15 protein-coding genes and 1 pseudogene are annotated in these 16,009 nt (G+C 40.0%); 10 read left to right on the top strand and 6 right to left on the bottom strand.

Going from position 1 to position 16,009, the window contains the following annotated elements:
- Window positions 1–301 precede the first annotated feature (301 nt).
- Window positions 302–523, top strand: coding sequence for a hypothetical protein (locus tag BVC89_RS01155; protein WP_086929471.1), 222 nt, complete (start codon window positions 302–304; stop codon window positions 521–523).
- 57 nt (window positions 524–580) lie between these two features.
- Here BVC89_RS01155 and BVC89_RS01160 read toward each other — a convergent pair whose 3' ends face one another.
- Entirely contained in the window at window positions 581–1,861 is a 1,281-nt protein-coding gene (locus tag BVC89_RS01160; RefSeq protein ID WP_086929472.1) for a M48 family metalloprotease, read from the bottom strand.
- A 213-nt stretch (window positions 1,862–2,074) separates the two neighbouring features.
- Here BVC89_RS01160 and BVC89_RS01165 point away from each other — a divergent pair, with 213 nt between their 5' ends.
- The gene (locus BVC89_RS01165; protein WP_086929473.1) at window positions 2,075–2,557 is read left to right on the top strand and encodes a DUF4265 domain-containing protein; all 483 of its coding nucleotides are present in this window, start codon (window positions 2,075–2,077) and stop codon (window positions 2,555–2,557) included.
- 178 nt (window positions 2,558–2,735) lie between these two features.
- Window positions 2,736–4,373, top strand: coding sequence for a S41 family peptidase (locus BVC89_RS01170; protein WP_086929474.1), 1,638 nt, complete (start codon window positions 2,736–2,738; stop codon window positions 4,371–4,373).
- A 95-nt stretch (window positions 4,374–4,468) separates the two neighbouring features.
- On the opposite strand, the gene BVC89_RS01175 is transcribed toward BVC89_RS01170, so the two are convergent.
- Window positions 4,469–5,005 (bottom strand): outer membrane beta-barrel protein, encoded by a 537-nt coding sequence (locus tag BVC89_RS01175; RefSeq protein WP_086929475.1) that lies wholly within the window; start codon window positions 5,003–5,005, stop codon window positions 4,469–4,471.
- A gap of 462 nt (window positions 5,006–5,467) precedes the next feature.
- Here BVC89_RS01175 and BVC89_RS01180 point away from each other — a divergent pair, with 462 nt between their 5' ends.
- The 7 genes and pseudogenes from BVC89_RS01180 to BVC89_RS30665 all read left to right on the top strand — a co-directional run bounded on the left by BVC89_RS01180 (window position 5,468) and on the right by BVC89_RS30665 (window position 11,113).
- Window positions 5,468–6,010 carry an RNA polymerase sigma factor gene (locus tag BVC89_RS01180; protein WP_086929476.1) on the top strand — a complete coding sequence of 181 codons (543 nt, stop codon included), beginning with the start codon at window positions 5,468–5,470 and terminating at the stop codon, window positions 6,008–6,010.
- Entirely contained in the window at window positions 6,007–8,139 is a 2,133-nt protein-coding gene (locus tag BVC89_RS01185; protein ID WP_245929274.1) for a vWA domain-containing protein, read from the top strand. Before BVC89_RS01180 ends, BVC89_RS01185 begins: the two co-directional genes overlap by 4 nt.
- A gap of 87 nt (window positions 8,140–8,226) precedes the next feature.
- The gene (locus BVC89_RS01190; RefSeq protein ID WP_086929477.1) at window positions 8,227–9,342 is read left to right on the top strand and encodes a methyltransferase domain-containing protein; all 1,116 of its coding nucleotides are present in this window, start codon (window positions 8,227–8,229) and stop codon (window positions 9,340–9,342) included.
- A 26-nt stretch (window positions 9,343–9,368) separates the two neighbouring features.
- Window positions 9,369–9,653: a hypothetical protein gene (locus BVC89_RS01195; RefSeq protein ID WP_086929478.1), complete on the top strand. Its 285-nt coding sequence runs from the start codon at window positions 9,369–9,371 to the stop codon at window positions 9,651–9,653.
- A 291-nt stretch (window positions 9,654–9,944) separates the two neighbouring features.
- A pseudogene (locus tag BVC89_RS01200) lies at window positions 9,945–10,184 on the top strand (GNAT family N-acetyltransferase); the annotation flags it as partial.
- A gap of 96 nt (window positions 10,185–10,280) precedes the next feature.
- The gene (locus BVC89_RS01205; RefSeq protein ID WP_086929479.1) at window positions 10,281–10,724 is read left to right on the top strand and encodes a MarR family winged helix-turn-helix transcriptional regulator; all 444 of its coding nucleotides are present in this window, start codon (window positions 10,281–10,283) and stop codon (window positions 10,722–10,724) included.
- 161 nt (window positions 10,725–10,885) lie between these two features.
- Window positions 10,886–11,113, top strand: a complete 228-nt coding sequence (locus BVC89_RS30665) for a diguanylate cyclase domain-containing protein (protein WP_425428405.1) — start codon at window positions 10,886–10,888, stop codon at window positions 11,111–11,113.
- A 135-nt stretch (window positions 11,114–11,248) separates the two neighbouring features.
- On the opposite strand, the gene BVC89_RS01215 is transcribed toward BVC89_RS30665, so the two are convergent.
- The 4 genes from BVC89_RS01215 to BVC89_RS01230 form a co-directional block, all read right to left on the bottom strand.
- On the bottom strand, window positions 11,249–12,127 hold the full coding sequence (locus BVC89_RS01215; protein ID WP_086929481.1) for an AraC family transcriptional regulator: 879 nt from the start codon (window positions 12,125–12,127) through the stop codon (window positions 11,249–11,251).
- Between the two features lie 477 nt (window positions 12,128–12,604).
- Entirely contained in the window at window positions 12,605–13,873 is a 1,269-nt protein-coding gene (locus BVC89_RS01220) for an NAD(P)/FAD-dependent oxidoreductase (protein ID WP_086929482.1), read from the bottom strand.
- Window positions 13,866–15,302, bottom strand: a complete 1,437-nt coding sequence (locus BVC89_RS01225; protein WP_158657734.1) for an NAD(P)/FAD-dependent oxidoreductase — start codon at window positions 15,300–15,302, stop codon at window positions 13,866–13,868. Before BVC89_RS01225 ends, BVC89_RS01220 begins: the two co-directional genes overlap by 8 nt.
- Window positions 15,280–15,603 (bottom strand): (2Fe-2S)-binding protein, encoded by a 324-nt coding sequence (locus BVC89_RS01230; RefSeq protein WP_086929484.1) that lies wholly within the window; start codon window positions 15,601–15,603, stop codon window positions 15,280–15,282. The genes BVC89_RS01225 and BVC89_RS01230 overlap by 23 nt, the downstream gene beginning before the upstream one ends.
- Window positions 15,604–16,009: the final 406 nt, after the last annotated feature.

Consider the following 16,009-nt stretch of genomic DNA (forward strand, 5'->3'; position numbering starts at 1 on the left):
TTATGAGAAGAGGTAGCTTATAGTTTGCTGGCAGATGTCGTTGCATTCACAATATTTTATGATGTTCTTTATGTCGATCTCGAAGAAGAAAACAACTTTGAAATAAATATGTCGCAATACACTTGAGACTGGAATTCATCAACTCTTGTCCGCTCGGCCAATATGCGCAAATAAATGCTAATAAATTGCGTTTATTTAGGTTCAATTTGTTATTAAAAAACTCCTTCATATATTCAATCAATCAACTAAACTCAAAGTAAATACTGTATTTTTCTTAATATCACTAAACCGGCATGACTATATGAACCCCGTTAAACCTCTATTTCTTTTTTCTAGCGTCCTATTAATACTCTTCTCATTGGGGTGTGATGGCGGTCTTAAGGGGTTGAGCAACCAAGAACTTGCAGGCAAGCAAGACGAATGTATTCAGCGTAACCCTACTTCGCCAGGAAAGGTTACTGCTTGCGAAAATATTAAAAAAGAATGCAACCGTCGAAGAAAAGAAGGGAATTTTGCTTGTTGAGATGGGAGTAGTAGTTAAATAAGGGGTATCTCATGCTCAGAGATACCCAAAAACCTATTACTGTGGCGATTGCAAGCTTTGCAACCTTGCACTGGCCTGCTCACCTAAAGGCCCTCCCTGCTGCGCTGCAGTTGAAAAATGCTGGATTGCAGCTTGCTTGTTGCCTTGGCCAAGTTCGATCTCACCTAAATGATAGATAGCGACTTGGGTTGGCAATAGTTTAGTGCTCGTTATTAGACTCTGTTTTGCTTGTGAATGGCGTTTTTGTTTTTTCTGTATCAAGCCAAGTCCTAAATGTCCCATATAATAGTCTGGATCGAGAGTACGAGCCTTAGTAAAGGCTTTCGCTGCTCCTGAGTCTTGCTTTTCTGCTAGGAGAATCTGACCTTTGGTACTATGGAATAAAGCATCTTCGGGCTGGCGCTTAATCGCGCTGTCAATCAGAGTTAATGCTTTCTTATTATTGCCTTCCGCTGCTGCTTTCATTGCACTTTGGTGATCTTCATAGGCTTTTTTGTCTTTCTTCATCTGTGCAATTGCCTGTTGAAAGGCTTCACGGTTACGCACTCCGCCGGGGCCAATTGCTTGGGCTTTGGCCCTGTTTTTATTGACCCTTTCTTGCGATGGAGGGTGGCTGGCAAAAAGCCCTTGAAGCCAGTTGCTGCCGCCACCATTTTTTTTCGATAGGCGCAAGAACGTCTCCTGTAGTTCGACGGCCGCCATTGGGTCGTAGCCGGCTTTAACCATGTAATCGATTCCGTAAGCGTCGGATTCTAGTTCTTGTTCGCGGCCATAACGCGCGGACCATAGCCCTGCTCCTAAACCAGCACCCGCTGCTGCAGCGCGACCGTATTCTGTCCCTTGGGCGGCGATAGCAGTAGCTTGTACTCCGATACCTAGCAGAATCGATTGCTGCATTTTTTGAACGCTATGTTTGCCTGCAGCGTGAACAATTTCATGGCCAAGCACGGCGGCTAACTGAGCTTCATCTTCTAATTCCATGAGTAATCCACGGTTAATTGCAATCTTGCCTCCAGGCAAGGCCCAGGCATTGGGAACACCATTGTTAAGTACAACAAATTCATAGGGCAGATTAGGTCTGCCGCTTAATCTTGCCAACGTGTTGCCTACATCAGCCACATAGCGGTTTACATCCGGGTCTACTGAATAGCGGCCCCCTTGCTGTTGTTGGTAAGGAACATAGTTCTTCTTGCCAATATCTACCTCTCTTGAAGCTGAAATAAACGATAGCTCATTCTTACCGGTCACAGGGTTAACAGAGCATCCTGTAAGATAAAATGTTGTTAACAACGTAAGTATCAATATGGTGGGTCGCATTCACCACTCCTTAATTTGGTAATCTTTTGGGATATATTTGTATAATTCTTCTGGGATAATTTAAGCCTACCTGCAACTACCATGCGGTGTTGGATGGAGTTATTTATCCCCAAAGGCTAGTTCAGCTTCGTAATTGTTATCTAAAACCGCTACGAAGTTAGCCAGAACAGCCTCTAATACTAATTGAACCACATGAGGATAGGTAGTACATCGATGAATGAATTAAGTGTGATTGAGTTATTCGCCGGTCAACGCGCTGACGGCAGCTCTGTAGTGGAGCGTTTGCAAGTACTTGCACAGGAAGATGATAGCTTTATCTTAGTCAGGTCACCTGTGTTTGTAAAAGGCATCGCCCGAGGAGACAAGATCAAGCTTAATAAGAGCGACCAGAGCTTCGAACTGCTGGAACGTTCAGGAAACTTGTCGATTCGAGTTTTCGCCAAAGAAGATATCGAACAGCTGGCTGAAGATCTAACGCCTCTGTTTGAAAAAATGGGAGGGCAACTCGATGTGGAAAATGAGCGTACATTAGTATTTAGCATTCACGTAAGTTGTGGCTTTTCACAAATTGAAAGATTGCTAAACGATCATGTGGGCGAAGAGACAGACAGTGCTTGGTTTTATGGTAATGTCTATGATCCAAAAGATGGCGTGACACCTTTAAATTGGTGGGTTGATATACTCAAGCCTCAATAGTCAGTCTCATTAATTTTTGATTAAAAAGTGCGCAAATAGATGAAGTAGATAAATAGATGAAGTAGATAAGGAGAAAAGCTAGAGCTAATGAGCTTTTTAAACCTAGCGCACTATTGTGGAAGTATTTGAATGTAATACACCGATACCATGGAAAGATATATCAAGAGGTAGTTAATTCATGAACACAACAGCATTACTAAAAACCGTTGCAAGTTTTAGCATTACGACATTTCTTGTTGCTTGCGGTGGCAGTAGTAATAATAATACCGATGGTAGCTTAATCGATGGACGGCCTTCGGGCTCTTCTCCTTCTGCCCCTAACGACAATTTAACGTTTCAAGCCGGCACCTTTGTCAATAGCGACACGTTCAAGAATCAATGTGAGAGTCCTCGTACAGGCCCGGATCGGTTTAACAATAATCAACCTTTTCCTGATGTCCAAGGTTCAGTTGCTGCAGAAAACTTTTATTTGCGCTCTTGGACTAATGAATTGTATCTTTGGTACGATGAAGTTGAGGATCAAGATCCTAATTTATTTAGCACTGCCGACTACTTTGAATTACTAAAAACTAATGAACTGACGCCTGCTCAGCGGCCTAAAGATAATTTCCACTTTTCAGAAAACACTGAACAATATCTTACGCGAACTACTGCCGGTGTCACTTTTGGCTACGGCATGAGCCTAAGATCTACTAGCAACTCGCCACCCCGTGAATTTAGAGTGATAGATGTTATACCAAATTCACCTGCTGCAACAGCAGGTATCCAGCGAGGTATGTTGATCACTGCGATTGATGGGGAGGACTTTATTAACGGCGGTAATCTAGATGTACTCAATGCTGGCCTTAGTCCCAGAGCAGTGGGTGAATCCCATGTTTTCTCTATGCAAAGGTTTGGTGAAACTACTAGTACAAATTTTACTATGTCCTCGGCAAATGTGGTTTCGACCCCGGTAAAAGATACCAGAGTGGTGAGCACTCCTACGGGTGATGTGGGCTATATACATTTTAATGCGCACACCAGACCTTCAGAAGCAGCATTAGTTAATGCTTTTGAGCAGTTAGAGGCAGAAGGTGTGAATGATCTTGTGCTTGATTTACGTTACAACGGCGGTGGCTTGCTGGCTGTTGCCGGAGAAGCGGGCTACATGATTGCCGGTGCCGCAGCCACTGGTGGTGAAACTTTCTATCAATTAGTGTTTAATGATAAACATACCGAGCGTGACCCAGTTACAGGAAACCCTCTAACACCTACTCCGTTTTTTAGTCGCAGTTTGGGTTTCTCTGACGCATTGCCGGCAAATCGCCAGTTACCGACGCTCAATTTAAACCGCGTGTATATACTTTCCACCGAGCGCACTTGTTCTGCGAGTGAGGCCATTATTAATGGCTTGCGAGGTATTGATATTGAAGTAGTTCTAATTGGTGGCACTACCTGTGGTAAGCCTTATGGTTTTTACCCTCAAGATAATTGTGGTACCACTTACTTCACTGTTCAGTTCTCGGGAGCCAATGCTAAAGGCTTTGGCGAATACCCTGATGGCTTTTCACCTTCTAATATGCCAAATCCGAGAGGTGTCACTGTTAATGGATGTTGGGTGGAAGATGATTTAAGCCGCTTACTTGGCGATCCTGAAGAAGGGATGTTTGCCGCTGCTCTTAGCCACCGCGCTACCGGAGGTCAGTGTCCACCCATCCCTCAGCAAAATTCTAAGCCTTCAGTGGCTTCGGGCTTGCAAAAAACTCGCGGTGGCCAAGATATCTTTTTGACGGAGTATCCTGAATTAAATAACACTATCATGCTGCCTCCACAATAAATGTAATGCTGCTAAGGTTCTCGGTAATTTTATTGCCGAGAACCGTGCTTATTCAGCTGCCTTTCAGTCAATGCTACATAACTACTGCTAACTTATTAAAATTTAAAGTAGCCTCCGACATTTAAAGCATTAGCTTCTACATCTATAAAGAAATCATCGTACTCACCACTTGGATATTCAATATACTCAATAGTGAAAACAATTCTTTGGGTAATATCAAACGCTGCGCCGACGCCAAACATTATGCCACTAGCAGCTGAAGCATCACCATCACTATCATCATATTTAACCTTTGCAAGGCCTAGTTTGCCATAGATATTAAAGGTATCTGCAATAGTTGGAAATATGCCTACGGCTGTAATGCCAACAACGGATTTCAGTTCAAAATCAAAACCATCGCTTACTACCTTGTCGTCTATAACTCCCGTACCGACAAAGCCTTCAATAGCAAAACTTTGATTAAACCTGTGGCCGGCAATAATGTTTACTCCACCAGGTTCTCGATCTTCTCTGAAGTCTCCAAAGTCGAGTTCAACATCGGCTATGGAATATGTTAAGCCTGTATACCATCCTTCAGCATGAATGAATGCAGAAAATAACAAAGTAATTACTGCTACTACTACTTTTTTCATTTGAATATCTCCGAAAAGCACGCTCTTGAAAATATTTTAAAATTAGAGCGGTAGGTAACAAGGCACATTTTTATAATTGTAATGTGTTTATTAGTTTTTCATATTTTTTTTGGAATTAATAATCTTTTGTCCAATCTTTAAAAAGGTGATTGCTATTTGAACAATTTATCGTGATCTCCACTTGCTTGAGAGTTATTTTTATCAGTGTCATTAGAGCGTAGTTTTATATCATCTCATTAGTATCACGTTGATAATTCACAGGCTGAGCCTTTGTCGCTAAAATCTATATCTACCTAAAGAAATATACCCATGATCAGCACTTTCATTGGTGACATAAGCCTTTACTTTATCTAAGTGGCGCCTCAAATATTAGCTGATACATGAAAAAAATAATATCTTTGACCAAGGAATTGTTCTCCTATAACGTCTAAGGGATAAACGTTTATAAGATCGAACCCATATATGGACGAATCAACGCTGATAAAAGCCGCTCAGGCTGGCGATCGTAGCGCTTTTGAGCAGTTGCTTGAAAGCCGCTACGACAGTATCTATCGCTTTGCTATTAAATGGTCTGGTAACCCTACGGATGCAGAAGATATTGCTCAACAAGCTTGTGTCAAACTCGCTGGGGGCATCAAGCAATTTAATTTTGAGTCAAGTTTTTCTACTTGGCTATATCGGCTCGTTATTAACTGTGCGAAGGATTGGCAAAGACAGCAGCGCAAGCACAGTGAAAACGAGGAGTTAGATATACAGTTAGCAGCCAATGATAGTGGCACGCAAGATAAAAGTGATGTGCCAATTTACTTGCGTCAGGTACTGCAGTGGGTGGAACAGCTGGGTGAAGAGTTTAAGGAAACACTTGTACTTGTTTTTGGTGAAGGTCTATCTCACGGTGAAGCAGCAGCAGTACTCGAAGTAAAAGAAAGCACCATCTCTTGGCGTATTCATAATGTCAGAAAAAAACTTAGCCTTCTCGAAGATGAAGAAGGAAGCGTACGATGAAAAACAGTGATTTAGATAATCTATTTGAAAAAGCAGACGAAAGTGTGATTAGTCCGGCAGCTAAACGTCGAGCAATGAATGCGGCGATGGCAGAATTTGATAAAAATAATGCGGTATCACACTATGCAAATATCGTCGATGACAAAAAAAATATTTCTTGGCTCCAAGGATTTCTCAACCTACTGCGTCCAAGTGAATATAAGAATTCACTCAGTAGGAAAAATGACATGAACAAAAGAAATAACACATGGTTATATGGATCTGTAGCGACCGCTTCAGTAGTAGTTTTTGCTGGGTTTATTGGCTCGCGTACTATAGATCATGCCCTGCATCCAAATAATCTTTCTGTGCCAGATGCTCCTGTACAAGTAACAATTAACGATGAAGATAAAAACCTTTCTAACAAGTCCCTTGCTGAAAACCTACTTCGTAAACAGGATGAAGAAATAGTTATCGATTCTAGTGATGATAGCAGCTTAGAAGAAGCTGAAGTACTTTCTGGAGATATAAGCCAGGAAATTGCTGCCGTCAGTTCTTCTGAGATTAGGCCTAGATTACAAAGCTTTACTGGGCAAATGAAAAAAGAGCGAAGCTCCTTGCCCAAATCTGAATTAGCCATGCAACCACATATCACACAAGGCATAGTACCAAGAAGTAAATTAACAGTACCTAATGATTATGAACCACAACCGCCACGTTCGGTGGAAGGTAACCGTGAGCGTTTTGAGAAAAAAGAAATCAATCCCGTAAAACAAACCAGTGAAGAGCCCGTTTCGACTTTTTCTATTGATGTGGATACGTCTTCTTATAGTTTTGTTAGGCGAAAATTGAACCGTGGTGTTTTGCCTGAAAAAAATGCTGTGCGGCCAGAGGAAATGCTGAATTACTTTGATTATGCTTATCCTACAACCCAGAGTAAATCCAAGCCTTTTGCTACGCATGTCATAGTCGGAGATGCGCCTTGGAACGCTAACAATAAGCTATTGCATATTGGTATCAAAGGACACGAAATTAGTGAGCAACGAAAATCAAATATTGTTTTTCTTTTAGATGTTTCGGGCTCTATGGCAAGTGAAGATAAATTACCTCTTGTTAAACAGTCTATGAGTTTATTGCTGGATCAACTCAACCAAGACGATACGGTAGCCATTGTTGTTTATGCCGGGTCTTCAGGTACTGTTCTTGAGCCGACTAAAGTAAAAGAAAAACAAAAGATTATCCAGGCCTTTAATCGCTTACGTGCAGGTGGTTCTACTGCTGGCGCTGCCGGTATTGAACTTGCCTATCAGCTTGCTGAACAAAACTTCAATAAAGATGCCGTAAATCGAATTATATTGGCCACCGATGGTGATTTTAATGTGGGTATCCATGAACCAAATCGGCTGAAAGAGTTTGTCGAGCGTAAAAGAGAAAAAGGTATTTATCTATCAGTGCTTGGTTTTGGTGAAGGTAATTATAACGATCATATGATGCAATCCCTTGCGCAAAATGGTAATGGTGTTGCAGCTTACATCGACACGTTAAGTGAAGCTCAAAAAGTTTTAGTTCATGAAGCAACCTCTTCATTATTTCCAATCGCACAAGATGTAAAAATTCAAGTGGAATTTAATCCAGCTACTGTCGCTGAATATCGTCTGATAGGTTACGAAACTAGAGCATTAAAACGGGAGGACTTTAATAATGACAAAGTTGATGCCGGCGATATAGGTGCAGGACATACAGTAACCGCTATCTATGAAATTACACCAAAAGGCTCTAAGTCTACGCTTATCGATGAAAGTCGCTATGCTGAAAAGTCAGGTGAAAAAAATAATAAAAGTAATGAATATGCCCTATTAAAATTACGTTATAAATTGCCAGGAGAGAAACAATCAAAGCTTATCGAGCACATTATCGAAAATAAAAATACTATTAATGAGAATGGTAACTCCTGGCAGCAGCGAGAGTTCCAATTCTCTTCTGCTGTAGCAGGCTTCGCGCAATTGCTCAAAGGTGGAAAATACACTAAACAATGGAGTTATGATGACATTATTAATAATGCATTAAAATCTCGCGGTGATGATCCCTACGGTTATAGAAACGAATTTGTACAGCTTGTAAGAAAAGCTAAAATAGCAAAAGAGTTATAATACTAGATGGTTGAGTGATAGACTAAATGTAACAGTTTAGTTTACTGCTTTTATAAGAAATAATTAAATCTCAGATTTTAATGCACTATGCAGCCAGATGATTCACAAAAAGCAGATGCTTACTATAACCAAGCAGTAGAATATTTAAATAGCAATAATATTGACAGTGCCATTAAAAAACTTGAATTAGTTGTGTCTTTAACTCCTAATAATTTTGATGCACTTGCTGATCTGGGTAACTTACTCAATCAAAAAGAGCGTTATGTAGAAGCGGAAACTATATTACTTAAAGCCTGTAATATAGATAATTCTGATGCTAGTGTGCATTACTGTTTGGGCAAAGCATTGAAGTATCAAAATAGAATAGAAAAAGCCATTGAGCATTATAAAATATGTTGTGAATTGGAAGAGCATGATGTTTATCTTATGGACATTGCTTATGCACAGATAACAGCTTTATATCGTCAGACCAATTGTAAAAAGGAAGCAAAAGCTTATTATCAAAAGTGGGCTAAAGCAGTAACCAATAATCCTGTTCCTAGAGTCTTCTTGGATATTTTAGGAAAAAGAATAACGGATCAACTTCCAGTAGGTTTTGTCCGCCAAGAATTTGATTATTTTGCAGAAACTTTTGATCGCACACTAGAAAGAATACACTATATTGGGCCACAGGAAGTATCGAAAATTTTGGCTTCATATATTCCACAAGCTAATAGCAGTTTATCTGTACTCGATCTGGGATGTGGCACAGGATTGTGTGCATCTATCTTAAAGCCCTATTCTCATTGGTTATGTGGTGTGGATTTATCTGCAAAGATGTTGGAAAAAGCCAAGCTTTTAAACGTTTATGACGAGTTATTTGAAAGCGATGCGGTTGAATATTTAAAAAAACAAACAACTGCATTTGATCTTATTTCCGTAGCTGACGTATTTCCTTACTTTGGCAATATAGAAGAACTATTATCTTCAATAAGCATTGCTCTTAAACGCAATGGAATGCTTATTTTTTCTTTTGAGGAGCTTACTAACAGTCTTAAAAATTGGTCTATCAACGATAGTGGACGCTTTCAACATCGTCTAAATTATATTAAGAAGTATCTAAAGAAAAATAAAATTTCAATAATCTCTTGCGAATCAATTGGCTATAGGTATGAAGGTGGGCAGCCAATCCCTGGAGTTTTTATTGCTGCGCAAAAAACATAAAATCATTAAATATTTAAGAGGTGACAGTGTCAAATTTGCATATCCGTCCAGCAAAGGTTGAGGACTCTATAATAATCCATAATTTTATTACAGATCTCGCCAAGTATGAAAAAGCCGAGCATGAAGTTCTTGCTTCAGTTGGCGATATTGAAACCTCTTTATTTAGTGGTAATTCTACTACACAGGCAGTTATTGCCTGTATTGATAATCAGCCCATTGGGTTTGCGGTGTTTTTTGCTAATTACTCTACTTGGAGAGGGCCTGTTGACACCAATAGAATCACACCTGCTGGTAAGCATTTTTTCGGCTAGCTAGGCAACACAAACGCCGTTTAGTTATTCTAAACCAGTGCGTGTTAACGACGCTAGGCGGAAAAATGCTACCAGCCCTTGGCAGTTGCTCCTGCACTGCCCTAATACACCACATCCATGTGGCTATTCGGGTTTGCACTCAACGGCGCCACTCTGCGTTACTCATCGCTCATTTAAAATAACTAAACTACACTCTTCGCGCCTCGCTTAAAGCGCCTACTGTTGGTGATTGGCGCCGTTGAGTGCAAACAGGAGTGGTTAAATTAGTGTCAACAGGCCCTAAGTAAACACGGATTATATCTTGAAGATCTTTATGTTTCGCCAGAATACAGAGGTGTTGGTGCAGGTAAGGCCTTATTAAAACATCTGGCTCAAATTGCCGTATCTAAGGGCTGCGGGCGCTTTGAATGGAGTGTTCTCGATTGGAATGAGCCTGCTATAGAGTTTTATGAGTCAATCGGTGCCAAACCTCTAAAGGAGTGGATTGGTTATCGATTGTCAGGGCAAACACTTAAAGATTTTGCCAGCTAGCAACTATTTACGCTTCTCTCATCCTCTAATTGATTGTTGACAGGAGTACCTGTTGATATATACTTGATTAATCAAGTATTATTCAGGTATACATCAATGACCAAGGAATCCATACAAGACACACAACAATCCAAATACGGCGCGATCACAAAAAGCCTTTGGTTCAATACGGCAATTATCTCTAAGCATTTAGACAACAGCTTAGGGGCAATTCACGGTATCGGGCTAACGGAATACATGGTATTACTCCACCTAATGAAGGCGCCAAATCATGCTCTTCGTCGTATAGATATCGCAGATGCTCTAGCCCGCACTGCTTCAGGTATTACCCGCCTACTCATGCCTATGGAGAAAATTGGCCTTGTTGAAAAAGAGATAAATCAACGAGATGCAAGAGTTAGTCTTGTTAAAGTAACGCCTGCAGGTGAAGAACTATTTAAAAATGCATCTATTACTGTGGATGCAAAATCGGAAACCTTACTCAAAAACATTGATAGTAAAAAGGCCAATACTTTTTTGAATCTACTAAATACCATTTGATACTGATATATATTTATGGCGATTTGTCTATCACTAATAGTATTATTTTACTAAATGATTCGATCTTTGATAAAGATGCTAGGGCCTGTTAGCACTAATTATTCTGTTGGCTATCAATGAAAAGTTAATAAAGAATCGAAATACTACACATAATTTATCGAATCGACCAAAAATTTCAAGAGAGTATCAACAAGTTTTCACATCTGGAAGATCGTAGTCACTTTGGTATTTTTGTGATTGATGTCAAGCGCCTGAAAAGAATAAATGATCAACATGGCCATGATGATGGCGATAGGATGCTGATCAACGTATGTATAAGAAGAAACCGTCGTATTAGTCTTATTATAAGGGTGCTAAGGGTGCGTAGCTATCGCACCCAATCAAACTAGCGGACATCGCATTCTCGCGTAGGTCGAACTCTTCCCCAAACAATCCTTTGCTATTGAGAAAGATCAAATGGGCAGAATTTACAGTCGCTTGTTCCGTATTGTGAGCCGTGAGTGTCGGAACAATAATGCCGTGGACTATGCTAGTAGACAGTGTATACGCGTGAGTAACTCATTCGGAGGTGTTGTTCTTGGGTCATTAAGATACTCTTCAAATGGGGGAAAATCTGCAGCTTCATATCCACTTGCCGGGAGCCATTTGCCGAACAGCCAGTCGTAGGGTTTTTCTAACTCGGCATAGGAACCCTTAAAGACTAAGCGTGCGCATCTACCCGACGGTATCGTGTAGTATTTGGGCGCATCCTCTTCATCGAGCTGTGGGCTTTTAGGGACACTCAATCCGGCTATTGACCGTAAATCTTCTTTTTCAATAGACTTTGGGTCATGATAATAAATACCGATTGAGCGTGTATTCTGGTTAAACAAGTTATGGCTGCAGGCGTAGTGAGCTATACGCTCAAATTCTTTTCCAATTTCCATATAATCGCCGACATGTTCGTAACCGATTAAATTGATTTCATTGTTTGTTATTACTTCGACGTCGTACATAGCAACGGTCTCCGTTTCTGTTTCTGGGAGTATTGCAACAAATGGCTCAAGCCTTATTTTGGAAAGGTGGCGGCTTTGACGATATTCACTCGGTGTTTCACCAAACTGTTTGGTGAATGCTCGGCTGAAGGCTTCAAGGCTGCCATAAGCAACATTTCGTGCAATGGTTTGGAGAGATAGTTGAGTACGAATGAGCTCCGAAGCTGCGTGCTGTAGGCGTAAACGCCTGACGGTAACGTTTACTGGCTCCTGTGCTATCTCGCGGTAAATGCGATGAAAGTGGTAGGGTGACATAGTTGCCACATCTGCCAAGCGATTGACATCCAGGTCGCCATCAAGATGACTGTATATATAGTCGATCACGGCAGTAAGCCTTTTTCGATAACTCAGTCCGGTGCTCTTTTTCATATCTCTACCTCTTTCGCCATAGTAGACCGCTCTATTTGATAATGTTTGTCATTTTTGCCCATTCTAGCCTGTAATCACACAAAGGAAGAGTTGGCCATCCACGGGGAGGCTACGTCAAGAGATGCTCATAATGAGGGTTCAATAACGAGTCTAGTGGTTATTGCATTAGTTTTTTATTAAAGAAAAACTAAATTCGGCACATTTATAAATATAAAATTTAAATAACACCATATAGCAATTAGTGTGAACAAGCCCCAGATCACTTATAGTTCACGTTATCAATAGCTTTTGTATGATATTAAAATAAATGAAGAATTAAATATTAGGTTGGGTAGAAGAACTTAGAAAATACAATTGATGACCGAAAATAGAAAATCATAATATTGATTTGTTAAAAGAAAAGTAAGCAATATCGTAATTCAGAATATTAGAATAGACACTATTAATAGTGTCTATTCTAGTTTGAACTAATAAAGTTTAAGCAATCTCCTTTTCGCCCAAATATTTCTTCGATAAATTCTTCCCACCTTTGTTGTCGAAGCGGCTGAGTAAGTAAGGTGTAATATCAACAGGAGGTGTATTGCCATGAACTACGTCGTAGAGTATTTGGCCAGTAATGGCGGATGTCACAATTCCTGTTCTAAAATGTCCACATGCATTGAGATAACCTTCAACACCATCCACTGGCCCTAGAATAGGTAATTCGTCTGGTGTGCCAGGTCTTAAGCCAGCCCATGAACGCTTAATATTAGATGTTTTAAGGTAAGGGATGCATTTACTTGCACCTCGGCTGAGTGTTTGTAACTCTGGGAATGTACAATCTATATTAAAACCTTTTTCCTCGGTTGTACTACCTATCAGAATTTCACCGTTATCTTTTTGAGCAATATAGCAGTCACTTGTGCTAATACAAGACTTCAAAATTTTTGGTAGCCGCTCTGACAATATAATTTGGCCTTTAACAGGTGAAACTGGTATTTCATAACCTAGAGCCATCGATGTAATATCCGATGCCCAGGCACCGGCAGCATTAATTACCGTATTGCAATGCAAAGTATTGTTGTTGTCGAGCACTACGCCACTTATTTTATCTCCCTGTTTTATTACATCAGTAACAGTGGTTTGTAAAAAGGTATCTACACCATTACATTTTGCCACTTCTAGATAGGCTTGTTGAATAAGATAGGGGTTCACCTGATCATCATCTTTGAACATTAGAGCCCCGATATTATCAGGTGTAATGTAGGGCTCCTGCTTCAGTAGCTCTTCTTTATCTAGCCATTCCAATTGATGAGAAAGTTGAGGGATGCCTCTGGCGATTTCTTCAGCATATATTTTGTCGTATTTGTCATACATGACAAACTTTAGCCCGGTTTTCTCATGCTTAAAATCTACGCCGTAATCACTTTTAAAATGTGGGTATAAATCATCAATTAGGTATTTACTTTTTAGCGCAAAGTTTAAAAAATGATCTGGCAGTTGATGGGCATTTTCTAAAGGTACTTCAGCTGAACTGTTTTCAGCCATTTTTTGAGAAAGTGTACGAAAAAAAATCACGCCACACCCTAAACCGACGGACTCACCTACCGCCCAAAGTCCTCCCGCTGAAGCTCTAGTTGCATTACCGGGCTTTTTATAGTCTACCAATGCTACTGACAAGTCTTTATCTTTAGAAAGGTAATAAGCGACACATGAGCCAATAACGCCACCGCCAATAATAATAATGTCGTAATTTTTCTTAGTCATGGGTTTCTTCCTGTTCAATAGTGGCACTAAATGGCAGAGGTACTAATGGAAAACGAGGTTTTAAGCGACCAATTTCGGTAGGTTTCTTTTGTAGGTTTTTTTTCAAATAATCGTAACAAAATGCGGAGCACATTTTGCCTTGGCAATCTCCCATACCTATACGAGTTTTCATCTTTAATGAGGTGCAATCTTTTACGCCATCGGCTAATGCCTTATCTACCGCCATTTTGTTCACATTTTCACAGCGGCAAATCGTAGTATCACTATTGGGCAACTGTAAAATACCCTCTTTAATGCTGGAAAACTTATGAAAGGAAGATTGAAAAGTTTTATATCGCTTAATTTTCCCTTTTATTGTGCTTGAAAGCTCTGCAGCTTCTGATGTGAGCATTTTCCCCATATCTACTAAGCAAGATATCGCGGCAAGTTTGCCGCTCTCAGCTGCTACTTGGGATCCGTAAAATCCGGTACTATCACCCGCAGCATAAATATTGGAAACGGAGGTTCGATAATTCTCATCCACAGCAGTTTGGTAACCGGTGAAAGGATTATTTCTATGCTCAAGTCCAAGAAGTTGTGTTAATTCTGTTCTTGGAATAAAACCATACCCTGTTGCCAAACTATCGACGCTTATTGTTTTAGCTCTGCTTAAATCTGCATTCCACTGTTCATCATAAGGTGCCACTGTAACATCGTTAACCTTATCATCGCCCTTGGCTTCCACAATGCCCCATCCGTAATGAAATGGTATTTTAGCCATTTTCAAAAATGCCATACAATGCAGGCCCTGCAACAGTAGCTTGGGATTATGCATGAGCTTATAGGCTTCTTTCGCTAGGGTGCTAAAATGCCCAGCTTCGTAAACACCTAAAACCCTTACACCTGAAAGGTGTAACTGCTTTGCTGCGATAGGCAATAGGGGCCCCGTGCCTACTAATACAATGCTTTTTCCTGGCTTGAGTAGGCCGCTTTTCACTTGAAGTTGAGCACAACCAATGGTAATGACACCCGGTAATGTCCAGCCTGGGAATTGAACAGCTCTTTCGTAACAACCCGTTGCTACTATCAGCCTTTTATAGTTCAGCTCGCAAAAGCCATTGCGGGTAAGCAAACCAAGTTCATTATGTTTTTGCAGTGGGCCTAATACTTGTGTTTGATTGTATAAATTAATGTAGTCTTGATACTGTTTATATAGTGCTTGAAATTGATAAATTTTGTCGTGTGTTGTTTTCTCTAAATGTTGATAGTTGATATTTGATTGCCGCGGTGCACCTCGATAAACGACGCCACCAAGTTTTGGGTTTTCATCCACAATAGCAGAGCTAACCCCTCTTCTTGCTAGTTGAATAGCAGCATTTAATCCAGCAGAGCCTCCGCCGACAATAACAACTTCTTCCTTAACTCTTCTAACATAAGCATTGTTCGACATCTTTCTCTCCATTATAAATACGGTTGTATTGCGTCTTTATTTCCATATCCCTTTCAACAATGGTTTGGCATGCTCTTTGTTTTGCTGTTCCATTGATACTTACCAGACAACAAAAACAGACTCCCATACCGCAGTAAGCTCCGGTATTTTTTTTGTGATCATTCGTATGAATTGTTTGGATGTTGTGAGACATCAAAGTGGATAAGACAGTTTCTCCCTTTGCCGCTTTGTATTCTTCTCCGTTGATACTAACATTGACATATTCATCGTCTATTGGATAAATATCGTGAACTCTGGCCATATTGCTATGATCTCTATTTTTTGTATAACAGTGAGTGTTGGTTTTTATTATTAGATGCCGAGTTTTAATCAAATTTTCAATTAAATCTCCCTGGATACCAAGTTAAGTTAACTTTACTTTATTATCTCAACCCGCTTTAAAAAATATTGACCAAATACGACGAGCGTGAATCTAGCTAAAAGTGAAAAAAAAATTATCACAAAAGAATATTGTCTAAAGCCTGTTGATAGTAATTTATGTTAATAAGTGTTAAATATTTATTTGATTAACTATTATTGCTGAGCAATATATATCAGCGCTAATGTATGGTTATGGTATTTTCCTTTCTCCCTATCAGGTTATTCCGCGCAGTTTTACATGATGAAAAACCCTTTTATTGATGTTAAACAAATGCCAATATGATGAT

The sequence above is a fragment of the Agarilytica rhodophyticola genome (assembly GCF_002157225.2).
GTDB classification, from domain to species: Bacteria; Pseudomonadota; Gammaproteobacteria; order Pseudomonadales; family Cellvibrionaceae; genus Agarilytica; species Agarilytica rhodophyticola.

What these genes read in the sequence shown, in the direction of transcription:
- BVC89_RS01155 (WP_086929471.1), top strand. Translation starts at nt 302, where the DNA reads ATGAACCCCGTTAAACCTCTATTTCTTTTTTCTAGCGTCCTATTAATA.
- BVC89_RS01160 (WP_086929472.1), bottom strand. Translation starts at nt 1,861, where the DNA reads ATGCGACCCACCATATTGATACTTACGTTGTTAACAACATTTTATCTT.
- BVC89_RS01165 (WP_086929473.1), top strand. Translation starts at nt 2,075, where the DNA reads ATGAATGAATTAAGTGTGATTGAGTTATTCGCCGGTCAACGCGCTGAC.
- BVC89_RS01170 (WP_086929474.1), top strand. Translation starts at nt 2,736, where the DNA reads ATGAACACAACAGCATTACTAAAAACCGTTGCAAGTTTTAGCATTACG.
- BVC89_RS01175 (WP_086929475.1), bottom strand. Translation starts at nt 5,005, where the DNA reads ATGAAAAAAGTAGTAGTAGCAGTAATTACTTTGTTATTTTCTGCATTC.
- BVC89_RS01180 (WP_086929476.1), top strand. Translation starts at nt 5,468, where the DNA reads ATGGACGAATCAACGCTGATAAAAGCCGCTCAGGCTGGCGATCGTAGC.
- BVC89_RS01185 (WP_245929274.1), top strand. Translation starts at nt 6,007, where the DNA reads ATGAAAAACAGTGATTTAGATAATCTATTTGAAAAAGCAGACGAAAGT.
- BVC89_RS01190 (WP_086929477.1), top strand. Translation starts at nt 8,227, where the DNA reads ATGCAGCCAGATGATTCACAAAAAGCAGATGCTTACTATAACCAAGCA.
- BVC89_RS01205 (WP_086929479.1), top strand. Translation starts at nt 10,281, where the DNA reads ATGACCAAGGAATCCATACAAGACACACAACAATCCAAATACGGCGCG.
- BVC89_RS01215 (WP_086929481.1), bottom strand. Translation starts at nt 12,127, where the DNA reads ATGAAAAAGAGCACCGGACTGAGTTATCGAAAAAGGCTTACTGCCGTG.
- BVC89_RS01220 (WP_086929482.1), bottom strand. Translation starts at nt 13,873, where the DNA reads ATGACTAAGAAAAATTACGACATTATTATTATTGGCGGTGGCGTTATT.
- BVC89_RS01225 (WP_158657734.1), bottom strand. Translation starts at nt 15,302, where the DNA reads ATGTCGAACAATGCTTATGTTAGAAGAGTTAAGGAAGAAGTTGTTATT.
- BVC89_RS01230 (WP_086929484.1), bottom strand. Translation starts at nt 15,603, where the DNA reads ATGGCCAGAGTTCACGATATTTATCCAATAGACGATGAATATGTCAAT.